At 63.2% G+C, this 13,980-nt stretch carries 16 protein-coding genes; all 16 read left to right on the top strand.

Translation table 11 applies throughout. The annotated features are described in order from the left end of the window. Positions 1-20: 20 nt before the first annotated feature. The 16 genes from RCH14_RS15115 to RCH14_RS15040 all read left to right on the top strand — a co-directional run bounded on the left by RCH14_RS15115 (position 21) and on the right by RCH14_RS15040 (position 13,230). A complete protein-coding gene (locus RCH14_RS15115) occupies positions 21-674 on the top strand; it encodes a response regulator transcription factor (RefSeq protein ID WP_343026918.1) in 654 nt (217 codons plus the stop codon). Positions 675-869: 195 nt separating this feature from the next. After that, positions 870-1,004 carry a hypothetical protein gene (locus RCH14_RS15110; protein WP_258834374.1) on the top strand — a complete coding sequence of 45 codons (135 nt, stop codon included), beginning with the start codon at positions 870-872 and terminating at the stop codon, positions 1,002-1,004. Between the two features lie 47 nt (positions 1,005-1,051). Then, positions 1,052-1,225, top strand: a complete 174-nt coding sequence (locus RCH14_RS15105; RefSeq protein WP_332531684.1) for a Flp family type IVb pilin — start codon at positions 1,052-1,054, stop codon at positions 1,223-1,225. 84 nt (positions 1,226-1,309) lie between these two features. Beyond that, the gene (locus RCH14_RS15100) at positions 1,310-1,885 is read left to right on the top strand and encodes a prepilin peptidase (protein WP_343026917.1); all 576 of its coding nucleotides are present in this window, start codon (positions 1,310-1,312) and stop codon (positions 1,883-1,885) included. Beyond that, the gene (locus RCH14_RS15095; RefSeq protein ID WP_343026916.1) at positions 1,882-3,249 is read left to right on the top strand and encodes an ATP-binding protein; all 1,368 of its coding nucleotides are present in this window, start codon (positions 1,882-1,884) and stop codon (positions 3,247-3,249) included. The genes RCH14_RS15100 and RCH14_RS15095 overlap by 4 nt, the downstream gene beginning before the upstream one ends. Further along, complete coding sequence (gene cpaB / locus RCH14_RS15090) at positions 3,242-4,084, top strand: Flp pilus assembly protein CpaB (RefSeq protein ID WP_343026915.1); 843 nt, start codon at positions 3,242-3,244, stop codon at positions 4,082-4,084. The genes RCH14_RS15095 and cpaB overlap by 8 nt, the downstream gene beginning before the upstream one ends. A gap of 14 nt (positions 4,085-4,098) precedes the next feature. Continuing rightward, a complete protein-coding gene (locus tag RCH14_RS15085; protein ID WP_343026914.1) occupies positions 4,099-5,580 on the top strand; it encodes a type II and III secretion system protein family protein in 1,482 nt (493 codons plus the stop codon). 2 nt (positions 5,581-5,582) lie between these two features. Next, positions 5,583-5,840: a hypothetical protein gene (locus RCH14_RS15080; RefSeq protein ID WP_343026913.1), complete on the top strand. Its 258-nt coding sequence runs from the start codon at positions 5,583-5,585 to the stop codon at positions 5,838-5,840. Between the two features lie 8 nt (positions 5,841-5,848). After that, positions 5,849-7,027 (top strand): AAA family ATPase, encoded by a 1,179-nt coding sequence (locus RCH14_RS15075; protein WP_343026912.1) that lies wholly within the window; start codon positions 5,849-5,851, stop codon positions 7,025-7,027. A 29-nt stretch (positions 7,028-7,056) separates the two neighbouring features. Further along, positions 7,057-8,469 (top strand): CpaF family protein, encoded by a 1,413-nt coding sequence (locus RCH14_RS15070; protein ID WP_343026911.1) that lies wholly within the window; start codon positions 7,057-7,059, stop codon positions 8,467-8,469. Between the two features lie 10 nt (positions 8,470-8,479). After that, on the top strand, positions 8,480-9,454 hold the full coding sequence (locus RCH14_RS15065; protein ID WP_343026910.1) for a type II secretion system F family protein: 975 nt from the start codon (positions 8,480-8,482) through the stop codon (positions 9,452-9,454). A 15-nt stretch (positions 9,455-9,469) separates the two neighbouring features. Further along, the gene (locus RCH14_RS15060) at positions 9,470-10,402 is read left to right on the top strand and encodes a type II secretion system F family protein (protein WP_343026909.1); all 933 of its coding nucleotides are present in this window, start codon (positions 9,470-9,472) and stop codon (positions 10,400-10,402) included. Between the two features lie 439 nt (positions 10,403-10,841). Next, complete coding sequence (locus RCH14_RS15055; protein WP_343026908.1) at positions 10,842-11,060, top strand: hypothetical protein; 219 nt, start codon at positions 10,842-10,844, stop codon at positions 11,058-11,060. 115 nt (positions 11,061-11,175) lie between these two features. Then, positions 11,176-11,523, top strand: a complete 348-nt coding sequence (locus RCH14_RS15050) for a hypothetical protein (RefSeq protein ID WP_343026907.1) — start codon at positions 11,176-11,178, stop codon at positions 11,521-11,523. Positions 11,524-11,525: 2 nt separating this feature from the next. Beyond that, positions 11,526-12,677, top strand: a complete 1,152-nt coding sequence (locus RCH14_RS15045; protein ID WP_343026906.1) for a HAMP domain-containing sensor histidine kinase — start codon at positions 11,526-11,528, stop codon at positions 12,675-12,677. A gap of 262 nt (positions 12,678-12,939) precedes the next feature. Continuing rightward, entirely contained in the window at positions 12,940-13,230 is a 291-nt protein-coding gene (locus RCH14_RS15040) for a hypothetical protein (protein ID WP_343026905.1), read from the top strand. Positions 13,231-13,980 lie beyond the last annotated feature (750 nt).

Raw genomic sequence — 13,980 nt, 5'->3', positions numbered from 1 at the left:
CATAACGTAATGGAGAAACCATGACCATCCGCATCCTGCTCGTGGATGACCACAAGACCATGCTGTGGGGTCTCGAGCGCCTGATCCAGGCCGAAGGCCCGTCGTTCACACTGGTGGGCAGCGCCAGCGATGGCGCCGAGGCCACGGCCCTGTGCGCCGCGCTGCGCCCGGACATCGTGCTGCTCGACCTCGACCTGAAAGGCAGCAGTTCCATCGACTTTTTGCCGGCGCTGGTGGCCAACGGCAGCACGCGCGTCGTGATCCTGAGCGCGAACCGCGACCAGGGCACGCTGGCCGCCGCCGTGAAAGCCGGTGCGCGCGGCGTGGTCAGCAAGGAAGCGCCGACCGACGATGTGCTGCTGGCCGTGCGCAAGGTGCACGGCGGCGAGCTGTGGCTGGACCAGTCGCTGATGCAGGCGCTGCTGGGCCAGCTGGTCGCGCCGGCGCCGAAAGCCGATCCGGAGGCCGAACGCATCGGCACGCTGACGGCGCGCGAGCGCGACGTCATCGGCATGATCGTGCAGGGCAAGGGTGCCCTCAACAAGGACCTGGCCGAGCGCGCATTCATCTCCGAACGCACGCTGCGCAATCACCTCACCACCATCTACCAGAAGCTGGACGTGGCCAACCGCCTCGAGTTGTACGTCTACGCCATCAAGCACGGCCTATCCTGAGGCAACCCCTTTTCTGTCTCTGTCGCGATGCGCCGGCGAGCGACCCAGGACAAATGTACTGGATTGCCTTGGCGCAACGTACCTTTCAAAAAGGTAGTTTTGACGGATGGCAATAAAATTGCCGGTCGGTAAGATTCAATCCATGCGCTGCGTATCGTGACATGCGGTACGACGGCAAGCAAACAGGAGTGAACGGTGCACGACAGCGAAGACAACCCGGAACAGCAGTATGAAAGCAGCAGCAATCCGGCCATGTCGTACGTCGTTCTCTCGGTTCTGCTCGCAGTTGTCTGCTTCATCGCGGCAATGGCTGCATGGACGAGCGCATAAAAGCCAACCTGCTAACCCTTGATTACCGACCCTTGAAAGGATCCACCATGAACTTCATCAAAAACCTGATCAAAGAAGAAGACGGCGTTACCGCCATCGAATACGCACTGATCGCATCGCTGATCGCCGGCGTCATCATCACCGCCGTGACCCTGCTGGGTGGCAACATCAGCACGCTGTTCAGCGACCTGGCTGCTCGCATCAAGACCCCGACCACGTAATTGAACACCGCACGGCCCGCCTAGAGCGGTCCCCATCCGGCGCGGATTGTCCGCCGCCGGATTTTTTTTACCCGGAGTATTTTCTTGACGATCTTGCCACTGATGATGCTGTGTTTGCTACTCGGGGCCGCCGTGTGGCATGACGTGAGGGCGCGCCGCATCCCGAACGCCGTGGTTTTCCCCGGAATGCTGGCGGCGTTTGTGCTGCACACGGCGCTGCCGGTTGGGGCGGGCCTGTTCGGCACGCCGATGGGCGGCCTGGGGCTCTTGTCGTCACTGGGCGGCTTCGGGGTGGGACTGGCGATCCTGCTGCCGATGTACGCGCTGCGCCTGATGGGCGCCGGCGACGTCAAGCTGCTGGCCATGGTGGGCGCCTTCGTCGGCGCTGGCCAGATCATCACGGTCGGCCTGGTCACGCTGGTGGTCGGCGGCGTGCTGGCGCTGGTGTTTGCTGCGTGGCAGCGCAATCTGCGCCGCCTGGTCGCCAACGCGTACCACATGGCGCTGCACACGACGTTCTCGGCGCTGGCCGGTGTCGTCGCCGCGCCGACGGTGCCGCCCGAAGCGGCGAGCGGCCGCCTGCCGTATGCGATAGCGATTGCGGTTGCCACCGTGCTCTGCGTGCTGTGGTTGCGCGTGCACGGGGAGCTGCCGCTGTGAGCCAGCCCCTGCTTGCACCAGCGAACGCGCCGGCCGATGCCAGGGCGCCGCGCACGGTCGACGAAACCGGCCTTCCGTTCCTGTTTCTCGCCGAATTGCTGGGCAAGGTGCTGGCCCAGCGCGGTCAACTGCGTCTGGCCGAACTGGCCGCGCACACCAAGCTCAATGTCAGCGTCATCGATCCTTTGATCGCGTTCCTGCGCACTGAAAAACTGTGCGAAGTGGCGCGCATCGGCAACAGCGGCACCGACGCCGACCTGTGCTACATCCTCACCGAGGCCGGCCGCGCGCGTGCCCACGCTGCGCTGGGCCGCAACGCCTACGCCGGCCCGGCACCGGTCACGCTGGCCGCCTACGTCGCCCAGGTCAAGGCGCACAGCGTGGCGAACATGCAGGTCACGCGCGGCGCGATGGCCGCCACCTTCGATGGCGTCGTCGTCAATCCGGTCGTGCTGGACCAGATCGGCGCCGGCATGAATTCGGGCCGCGCCCTGTTTTTGTATGGCGCTGCCGGCAGCGGCAAGACCTACCTGGCCGAGCGCTTGCGCGACCTGCTCGTCGGCACGATCGCCGTGCCGCACGCACTGATGGTCGATGGCGAAGTGATCCCCTTTTTTGACAACGTGCAGCACTGCGTGACGGAACCGGCGCTGGCCGAAGCGCCGGGTTTTGACCGCGGCAGCGCGCCCGACCTGCGCTGGATCCGCGGCGTGCGCCGCCCGGCCGCGCTGACCGGGGGCGAACTCACGCTCGACATGCTCGACCTGCGGTTCGATCCGCATACCCGCCTGTACCAGGCGCCACCGCATCTCAAGTCGAACAATGGCATCTTCATCATCGATGACCTGGGACGCCAGCGCTGCACGCCGGAAGCATTGATGAATCGCTGGATCGTGCCGATGGACCGCAACGTCGACTACCTGACGCTGCACACGGGCCACACATTCCAGGTGCCGTTCGACGTCATCGTTGTGTTTTCGTCGAACTTCGTGCCGCAGCGCCTGTCCGACGGTGCTTTCCTGCGCCGCCTGGGCTACAAGATCGAAGTGCCGGCAGCGTCAACCGACGAATACACGCGCCTGTTCCACCAGGCGTGCGACAGCGTCAGCGTCGCGTTCGACGCCGCGTCGTTCGACTACCTGCTGGCCTGCCACCGCGAGCGCGGCGTGCCGCTGCTGGCCTGCTACCCGCGCGATCTGATGCGCCAGCTGCGCGATCTGGCGCGCTACGAAGACCGCGCGCCCGAACTGTCGCGTCGCACCCTGGACTGGGCCTGGGACAACTATTTTGCCGCGGGGGCCCCGGGCCGCCCCGCCTCACAAGAACGCCGCGAACGCGGCACGACGGAGTATGAACATGCGTAATTCGAGAGCGATCCTGATCATCGGCGTGGCGCTGCTGCTGGCGCTGGGCGCCGTGGTCCTGGCGGCCAAGTGGATGGGCGAGCAGGGCCCGGCGGGCACCCGTGTGGTGGTTGCTGCCGCCGAGATCGGGCAGGGTGCGCGCATTCTGCCGGCCAGCCTGCAACTGACCGACTGGCCCGCCGGCTCGATGCCCCCTGGCGCGATCACCGACATGAAGCTGCTCGAAGGCCGTATCGCCCGTGGCGACATTGCACGCGGCGAGCCGGTGCTCGAATCGAAGCTGGCGCCGGTCGGCACGCTGGGCGGCCTGTCGGCCGTGGTGGCCAGTGGCAAGCGCGCGATGACCGTGCGTGTCAATGACGTCGTCGGCGTGGCCGGCTTTGCGCTGCCCGGCAACTACGTCGACATCCTCGTCAACCTGGCCCCCACCAACAGCGACCTGGCGCAGAACGCCGGCTCGATTTCGAAGATCGTACTGGAGCGCATCCTGGTGCTGGCCGTCGCGCAGGAATCGGCCGTGGACGACAGCAAGCCGCGCGTCGTCAATGCCGTGACCCTCGAGCTCGCACCAAGCGAGGTGGAAAAGCTCGACCTGGCCCGCTCGATCGGCTCACTGTCGCTGGTGCTGCGCAACCAGATCGAAGCGCAGCCGGCCAACACGACCGGCGCGACGCGCGAATCGGTGCTCGGCCTGCCGGCATTGTCGGCGAAAGCCCCGGCCCCGGTGTACGACCCGGCGCCCCGCATCACTCCTGCTACACCACGTCAGCCAAGCGCGCCGCGCGACGGTGTCCTGGTGATCCGCGGCCTGGACGCCGCTTCGCAAAGCTTTTGACTGAAGAGTCCCTCATGACCACATCGACCCACAAGACCCTGCTGGCCTGCGCTGTCGCGCTGACGCTGGACGCCAGCGCTGCTGCCCCCGCCAGCAACGTGGCAGACAACGCCACGAGTGCTGCAGCGACCGATTGCATCGACCTGCGCGGCGGCGCCAATGGGCGGCTCCAGCTGATGCGCGGCAAATCCGTTCTCAAGCGTTTCTGCACGCCGGCCGGCGCGGTCATGGTGGGCGACCCGAAAGTGGCCAACGTCGTGGTCCCGGGCGCAAGCGAAGTCGTGATCGTCGCACGCAGCGTCGGCAGCACGAATCTGATCGTGTCCGGGCGCGACAAGCGCTCGACCGTGATCGACCTGGACGTGGCCATCGATACGTCGGCGCTGCGCGCGCAGTTCGACGCGCTGTTCCCGCTCGAGCGCGATATCCGCATCGGCACCAGCGGCAATGCCGTGGTGTTGTCGGGCATGGTCACCGACGTCGGCGTGGCCAGCGCTCTGGTGGACCTGGCATCGGCGTTCCAGGAAAGCGCCGCACCTGGCGCTGGCGGCCAGGCTGACAGCGGCGCCGGCAGTCCGGCGCCGTTGTCCGTCGGTGCGCCGGCGGCGGCGGCGCCGGCTGCGGGCGCTGGCACCGCCGCAAAAGTGCTCAATATGCTGTCGATCGCCGCGCCCCAGCAGGTCATGCTGGAAGTGAAGATCGCCGAAATTTCGAAGTCGCTCGTCGACCAGCTGGGCGCCAGGGCGGGCTTCTCCAAGACCAACGGCAGCTGGACCTATGCCGCCGTATCGAGCCTGCTCAGTGGCGGCGCCGGCGCCGTCAGCGCCGTGGGCAGCGGCATGAAGCAACTGACCATCGACGGCGAAAAGCGCGATGGCCTGGTCAAGATCCTGGCCGAGCCGAATGTCATGGCCATCAGCGGGCAGGAGGCGAGTTTTCTTGCCGGCGGCAAGATCTTCATCCCGGTCGCGCAGAATTCATCCGGCGGCGCGGGCCTGATCACGCTGGAAGAAAAAGAGTATGGCGTGGCGGTGAAATTCACGCCGACCGTGCTGGCCGGCGGGCGCATCAACCTGCGCGTGGCGCCGGAAGTGTCGGAGCTCAATCGCGAAGGCATCGGCATCAGCACTGGCGGTTCGAGCAGCAGCGCGACCGCGATCCTGCCATCGTTTACGACACGCCGCGCGGCGACCACGGTGCAGCTGCAGGATGGACAGAGTTTCGCCATCGGTGGCCTGATCCGCAATAACGTGACCAGCACCATCAAGCGCTTCCCGTTCCTGGGCGACGTGCCAGTGCTCGGCACCCTGTTTCGCAGCAGCGACTTCCAGAATGACCGCACCGAACTGGTGTTCATCGTGACGCCGCGCCTGGTCAAGCCGATGCAGTCGCAGCCCGGGTTGCCGACCGACGGGTACGTGCAGCCGACCCGTACCGAATTCCTGCTTGGCGGTCAGCTCGAAGGCCGCGCCGCCCCTGCCGCATCAGAGAAATGATCATGAAGACGACCACCACCGCCATCCTCGCCGCCTCATGCGCGCTCCTGCTGCTGGGCGGCTGCGCGACCGAAACGCCGGCCGGCACCGGCACCACCGTACGCGCCATCATGGCCAGCCAGATCATCGCGCCCCAAGCCACGCCGTCCGTGTCGGGCACTGACGCCGGCACCGCGATCCTAGCCTACAAGAATTACCAGGGCTCGTTTGCCGCGCCCGCACCGCAGGTCGAGAGTACGCTGTTCGGCGCGAACAAATAGAGGCCATCATGAAAATCGCAGTCCTTTCGCGCGACGAGCGCCACCTGATCGAGCTCTCGCGCCAGTTGCGCGCGCGCCCGGGCAGCGACGAAGTCGACATGATCGCCGGCACCCCGGCGCGCCTGTCGACGATGAGCGACGACGCCATCCCCGACCTGCTGGTGGTCGACCAGCCGCGCGCCGACGAGGGTGACCTCGACCAGCTCGAGCGGCTCGGGCACCTGTTCCCGCGCATGGCGTTCATCGTGCTGTCGGGCGACCTGTCGCAGGACTTTTTGCTGCGCGCCATACGCGCCGGCGTGCGCGAAGTGCTGCCGGCCACGCCCAGTGCCGCGGAACTGGCCAAGGCCGTCGACCACATCGCCGAGAAGTTCGGCAGCCAGGGCGTGGCGCAGGGCAGGGTGCTGGCCTTCATCTCGTGCAAGGGCGGCAGCGGCGCGACCTTCCTGGCCACGAACCTGGCCTACGCGCTGTCGGCGAGTGGCACCAAGCGCGTGGCGATGATCGACATGAACCTGCAGTTTGGCGACGCCTCGCTGTTCGTCTCGGACAGCAAGCCGCTGGCCACGCTGTCGGATGTGGCCACGCAAATCCACCGGCTCGATCCGTCGTTCCTGTCGTCGAGCATGGTCGCCGTGACGCCCAATTTCAGCGTGCTGGCCGCGCCGTCCGATCCGGCCCACGCCAGCGACGTCAAGCCCGAACACATCGACGCGATCATCAAGCTGGCGCGTCGCCAGTACGACTTCATCGTGCTCGACGTGGCGCGCAGCCTGGATCCGGTGACGATCCGCGCGCTCGACCATGCCGACACGATCTACCCGGTGCTGCAAACAACGCTGCCGTACATCCGCGACGGCAAGCGCCTGCTCGACGTGTTCCGCAATCTGGAATATGGCAACGACAAGGTCGAAATCGTGGTGAACCGCCACGACAACAACAGCGACATCAAGCTCAAGGACCTCGAGCAGGCCTTCGACACCGCGCACCTGCGCACGATGCCGAACCACTACGATGCGGCGGCCAAATCGGTCAACCAGGGCGTGCCGATCACGCGCCTGGCGCCCGAGAGTCCGCTGAGCGTGGCCTTGATGACGATGGCGCGCAGCCAGACAGGCGAGGCGGCGCCGCAAGCGGCGGCAGGCGTGATGGCGCGCCTGTTCAAACGCCGCAAGACTGACGCATGAACGGCAAATTGGTTAAGGAGTCCAACGACATGAACAACATCCCTTCCGCTTCGCTGCGCGAACGCCTCGGCAGCGCCGCGCTGGCCAGCAGCACCAGCACGACAGCGGGCGCGCCGACGCGCGTGACCACCGGCGCCCCGGCGCCACGCGCCACCGCCGTGCGCGGCGGGCCGATCGACAACCGCGCCTATCACCAGCTCAAGGCCCGCATCCACGAAGCGCTGCTCGACCGCATCGATCTGGAAAGCATGCAGCGCCTGAACGGCGACCAGATCCGGCAAGAGCTGCGCCTGCTGGTCGAGCGCCTGCTCGAAGAAGAGATGGTCGTCATCAACGACGCCGAGCGCAAGATGCTCACGCGCGACATCCAGAACGAGATGCTGGGCTTCGGCCCGCTCGAACCGCTGCTGGAAGACCCGACCGTTTCGGACATCCTGGTCAACACGCACAAGCAGGTCTACGTCGAACGGCGCGGCAAGCTCGAACTGACCGACGTGACCTTCAACGACGAAGCCCACCTGATGAAGATCATCGACAAGATCGTCTCGCGCGTGGGCCGCCGCATCGATGAGTCGAGCCCGATGGTCGATGCGCGCCTGCCGGACGGCTCGCGCGTGAATGCGATCATTCCGCCGCTGGCGATCGATGGTGCCGTGATGTCGATTCGGCGTTTTTCAGTCGATCCGCTGCGCCTGGCCGACCTGGTTGCCTACGGCAGCATGACGGCCGACATGGCCGAGGTGCTGCAGGGCCTGGGCAAGGCCAAGGTCAATATCGTGATTTCGGGCGGCACGGGGTCGGGCAAGACGACGATGCTCAATGTGATCTCGGGCTTCATCAACCACAACGAGCGCATCGTGACGGTCGAAGATGCGGCCGAACTGCAGTTGCAGCAGCCGCACGTGGTACGTCTGGAAACGCGGCCTGCGAACATCGAAGGCAAGGGCGAAGTGACCCAGCGCGCTTTGGTGAAGAACGCGCTGCGCATGCGGCCCGACCGCATCATCCTGGGCGAGGTGCGCGGTGAAGAAGCGATGGACATGCTGGGCGCCATGAACACGGGTCACGAAGGCTCGATGGCGACGCTGCACGCCAACACGCCGCGCGAAGCGCTCACGCGCCTCGAAAACATGATCAGCATGGCGGCGCCGAACCTGCCGCCCAAAGCCATGCGCCAGCAGATCGCGTCGGCCGTGGGCGTCGTCGTCCAGGTCTCGCGCCTGACCGACGGCAAGCGCAAGGTGCTGTCGATCACGGAAGTGACGGGCATGGAGGGCGACGTCATCACGATGCAGGAGATCTTCACGTTCAGGCAGACCGGCGTGGCCGATGACGGCACCGTGCTGGGGCAGGCGACCGCCACCGGCGTGCGGCCGCACTTCGCCGAGCGCCTGCGCACGTTCGGCGTGAACCTGGCGCCCCACATCTTCGAGCCGCGCTAGGACCCCTCGCATGGATACCACCTTCCTCCTGTTCATCCTGCTGGTGTTCGCCGCCGTCCTGCTGCTGGTATGGGGCGTGTACACGGCCTGGCAGGCGAACAATAATCCCGAAGCCGAGCGCATCGCGCGCCGGCTGCGCAGCGTGATCGGGCGCGAGACACGCGAACTCGATGTCACCATCGTCAAGCAACGGCGCCTGTCCGACAACCCCGAGCTCGAGCCGTTGCTGGGGCGGCTGCCCGGCGTGTACCGGCTGGACCGCATGCTGCTGCAGGCGGGCAGTGCGCAAAAGGTGGCCTCGCTGCTGGCCGTGTGCACGGCGTGCGCGTTCGGCGGACTCGTTGCCGCCTCCCTGCTGCGCCTGCCGTTGCCGGGCCTGTTGGCCTGCGTGCTCGCCGCCGGCTGGCTGCCGCTGCTGCGCTTGAGGCGTGCGCGCGACGCGCGCATGGTGCGCTTCGAGCGCCAGTTGCCCGAGGCGCTCGACATGATGAGCCGCGCGATGCGCGCCGGCCACGCGTTTCCGACGGCCTTGAAGCTGGTGGCCGACGAAGTAGCCGCGCCGCTGGGCGAAGAGTTCAAGACCGCATTCGACGAAGTCAACTTCGGCGTCTCGATGGGCGACGCGCTGAACAACCTGGCGCAGCGCGTGCCCAGCATGGACTTGCAGTATTTCGTGGTCGCGGTGCTGATCCAGCGTGAGAGTGGCGGCAACCTGACCGAATTGCTCACGTCGATTTCCAGCATCATCCGCGATCGCCACAAGCTGGCCGGCCAGGTGCGCGTGCTGTCGGCCGAAGGGCGCATCTCGGCCTGGGTACTGGGCCTGCTGCCGTTTGGCGCCGGCGGCATGATGGCGCTGGCCAATCCCGAGACGATGGGCGTGCTCATAAACGACCCGATCGGGCGCCAGCTGAGCGGCGCGGCGCTGGGCATGATGGGCTTTGGCGTGCTGGCGATCCGCAAGATCGTGCGCATCCGCATGTAAGGAAAGAGCGACACGATGACCATGGCAAACATATTGATGCTGGCAGCGATGTTCGTGCTGGTGTTCGGCGTTGCGCTGGTGGCCTTGCTGCTGCTCACGCGCGATCCCGTCAAGGCGCGCCTGGTGGCGCTGGACGAACGAGATCTGCCCAAGACCCGGCGCGGCGACGGCTGGCGCGAGCGCCTGGCCGATTTCGCCGAGCCGCTGGCCAGGCTGTCGGTGCCCACCGAAGGATGGGAATCGTCGCCATTGCGGCTGCGCTTCATCAACGCCGGCTGGCGCGCGCCGTCGACCCCCGGGCTCTACCACGCTGGCAAGACCGTGCTGACGATCGGCCTGCCGCTGCTGGTCTGGATCGCGCTGCCGCAGAACCCTGACCGGCCGCTGGCGCTGAGCTTCCTGTTCCTGGTGAGCGCGGCCAGCATTGGCTACTACCTGCCGGATTTTCTTCTCAAGCGTCGCGTCGCCAACCGGCAGCGCGATATCTTCGAAGGCTTTCCCGATGCGCTCGACCTGATGACGGTGTGCGTCGAAGCGGGTCTGGCGATGGACGCGGCGCTGGCGCGCGTGGGGGGCGAGATCGGCCTGAAAAGCCCGGTGTTGGCCGACGAGCTGCAACTGGTGACGCTGGAACTGCGCGCCGGCAGTGCCAAGGAAAAGGCGCTACGCAACCTGGCGCTGCGCACCGGCGTGGAGGATGTCGATGCGCTGGTCAAGATGCTGATCCAGGCCGAGCGCTTCGGTACCAGTGTCGGCACGGCGCTGCGGGTGCAATCGGAGCAACTACGTACGCGGCGACGGCAACTGGTCGAAGAGAAGGCGGCGCAGATTGCGACCAAGCTGCTGTTTCCGCTGATCTTCTGTATTTTCCCGGCGCTGCTGGTGGTGTTGCTGGGACCCGCCGTGATCCAGATTTTCCGGGCGATGACGCCAGTGGCAGGTAGCTGAGCCGCTTGGGACGGATGGCGTCCGACGGCGCCAGGCATGTGGCTTAGATCATGTTTTGCGATGTAAACATTTGTACGTAGTAAGCGAAAAATCATGATTTCTAGCTGAGAATGTTGGCTGTGTGCAGCACGCTTCAATGGGGTACGTGCGATCATGTTTCTTTTGGGCACCTTCGCTTGGCATGCTTGCTTGCGTGCAGCGGGTGGCAATCCCTCACATACCTCTCTCAGCTACCCCCTATGAAAAACTTGAAAATAGGCACGCGCCTGGCATTGAGCCTGCATCGCGCGGGCACCGCTTGGTTTCCTGTTGTCGATCGAATATGGGATATCAGAGATAGTTGTTTTGTGAATGACGACTATCATGGATCGCAATTTGATTTCTATCTGATAGAGCGCATACTAGCCTCATACCAGATCAAATACACAGGAAGAAAATCATGACCACCCTGTCCCTTCGCCCATCGTTCGCCGCCCAACTGGCCGCCGTGTTCAGCACCGCATTCGATTTCGTGCGTGAAGTCAAGGCTGCTCCAGCCGCCGCAGCCCGCACCACCGGCAGTGCCGATGTCTGGGCGCTGTATCGCATGACCCGCGGCGCCGACGCCGTCTCGCCGGCAGTTGCGAACCGCCTGGCAGCTCACGCCAAGTCGAACTGATCGCGCCACACTGAGTGCGCGTCCGGGATGACTCCCGGGACTGATTGAACGCCCTGCCTGATGCAGGGCGTTTGTCGTTTACGGCCTGCCAACGAATCGCACGCCGAGGCCGGTCATGGATGCGCAAGCCGATCCGCTCCGCTCCGCGATTCGCTGGATGCCCACGTTGGGCTTCTTGCTTGACCAGTGCAATCCTGCATTTATCTGGGTAGCGCTCTCGCGCCTGCCTACGCCTCGTCCCCATGAAGAATCAAGCGTGTCTGGCGGTGCCGTGCGGCTGCAGGTGGGCTCGGTTCTGGCTGCCATGGATAGCTGGCGGTCCTTCAAACGACGCGCGCAGTCAGCGTTCATTCTGGTGGAAACGCCTTACGTGGGTCATTCCGCCCTACAATGGAATGAATCAATTTTTTTCAAACTGCGCCCGTCGGTATGCCGGCTGCAAAAATGCTGCCCGGGAGGCTGACCATGCTGTATGAGTTCTTGTCCAATAATGCCGATGACCTGATCCAACGGTGTATCGAAAAAGTCGACCAGCGACCTCAGAGAAATGCTTCCAAGGAGCAACTAAGCACCGGTATACCAATGTTCTTGGAGCAATTAACCAGAACGCTAATGACCGAGGAAAAAAACGGCTCAGACGCGGCGATGATCATTTCCGGCGCATCTGGTGGCGCTGAAGAGGACTCTTCGGAGATGGGCGTTACAGCCGCCGCCCATGGCGCTGCGTTGCTTGCCCTGGACTATACGGTTGACCAGGTGGTGCATGATTATGGGGACTTGTGCCAGGCAGTCACGGATTTGGCCGTTGAGCGCGATGCACCGTTTTCAGTCATTGAATTTCGTACACTCAACCGTTGCCTGGACAATGCGATCGCCAGCGCCGTCACCGAGTTCTCGTTCCGACGCGACTGTGCACTGTCGGATCGACAGTCAAGTGAAACCAACGAGCGGCTCGGTTTCTTGATGCATGAACTGCGCAATTCGCTGAGCATCGCCACCATGGCTGTCGCTGCGATGGAAGCTGGACAGCTGTCGATCTCGGGCGCGACTGGGGGCTTGCTCAAGCGTGGGCACAAGGCAATGGAGCGGCTCATCAATCTGTCACTCGAAGACGTGCGCGCCGAGGGGGCTGCGGCGGTGTCAAAGGGGGTTTTCTCTCTTGCCGATTTCATCTATGAAGCACGTGATTCGGCGCAGCTTGACGCCGACAGGCGTGGTTCAGCACTTGTGGTTCCCTCCGTTGATCAATTGCTGGGCATACAAGGCGATCGGGAGCTGCTCCTCGCCGCGTTGGCCAATCTGTTGAATAATGCGTTGAAATTCACTTGCACACATACCGCCGTATCGCTGACCGCTTACGCGGAGGGGCTGCGTGTTCTGATCGTCGTGCGTGATCATTGCGGTGGATTGCCAATGGGTGACGCAGAAAAAATGTTTTCACCGTTCACACAACGTGGCGATGATCGTTCCGGGCTTGGCCTTGGCTTGTCGATCGCGCGCCAAAGCATCTCGGGCTCTGGCGGAGAGCTTTCTGTAGAGGATTTCCCTGGAATTGGCTGCGCTTTCACAATCAGTCTGCCGCGTCATTTGGCGCCCAATGACGGTTTACCCGCATAAAGCAGATAGGAACCCAAGGGCGACGTCATCGATCTGACAATCGCGGGACGTGGTGCATGAATCGTACATCTGACGGTGGTGTTGTTGTGCACTGGGGATATAACTCGCGTAATCCGTCATTGTCGACACAAATGGCCTATGATGCCCTGTAGAACTCACCAATTATCTGATTGATTAAAATTGTGATACCGAAAGAAAAAACGGTTGACGGTGAGTGAGAAAGAAAATGCATTGCAGTTTTCGCGGGCGTAGAGTGCAGCAAATGATCGACAGGCTTGCCCTGGAGGGAATCAAGGTCGGGCGAGGAGATAAAGTCATGCTCAGAGCGTACATAGATGAGTCTGTCACTGGACTCGACTTGCTGGCGCAAGCACATCAATTTGGAACAATGGATGAGTACCATGACTGGTGGTTGACGCATCAGGAAGCGATTCTGGGCACGTCCGATCTGAACATTTGCGTCGAATCCATTCTGGCTGAATATGAGCAATTTATCAGGCGCAAGTACAAGGTACTGAATGGAGAGCAACAGTTCACGCAATACTGGCATTAAAGCAGAGTAACCGTGCTTCAAAATTTCTTATGCGAAATAGTGGTACGTGATATTCATGGACTTTGCTGAAATTGCAGCTTATCAAGTGGCATGACAATGATCGACCAGCACCCCTCGCTTATTGCAATTGACCTGAAGTCGGTGTATCAAAAGCTTATCATTTCGGTATATCGCCTTTCGATATTTCATCGTCTTTGCGCTGCGTCCAGACGCTGATAAAAAGTGCTCATTTCTCATTGCTCGTGTCGACGGTGCTCGACAATCCGCCATAATATTGGTGGCGCCGCGTCAGCGTATTGAAATAATGGCGCCGCACGAGAGCGCCGCCTGATCTGTCCGCTCAACATCGCTATATCAGGAATAGCTATATTCCGCTGGGATTTGACATGGAGAATCGAATGGATCAGCAAATGGAAGAGCCGTGCATCATCCATCGGCCCTTGCCTGTCCGTTTGCCTCTCAGCATTGCCTGATCCGCAAATGCTCCGGCGGAGCAGCGTTGACGACATCATGTTGTGACCAGAGCGCGACAAAAAGCATTTCAGTAGTGACTCAGGAAAATGTATTTTCGACGCTGCAGTTCGACGACCGAAGCTGGAAAGCGCGCCTCTCGCCAATTTTCACAGCTCGCCACGGGACACCATCAAATCGCGCGCCCTAGGGAAGCACTGATTAATTCATGGCGGCGGACTTGGCGCGGAAAATAGCCACCCTGCGGCGTTGCAAATTCTCGCAATAGCTCGCTATTGC

The organism is Massilia sp. MP_M2 (genome assembly GCF_039123635.1).
Classification (GTDB): Bacteria; Pseudomonadota; Gammaproteobacteria; order Burkholderiales; family Burkholderiaceae_D; genus Telluria.
The sequence above is the reverse complement of the archived record's forward strand: the minus strand, read 5'-3'. Positions and strand labels throughout refer to the sequence as shown.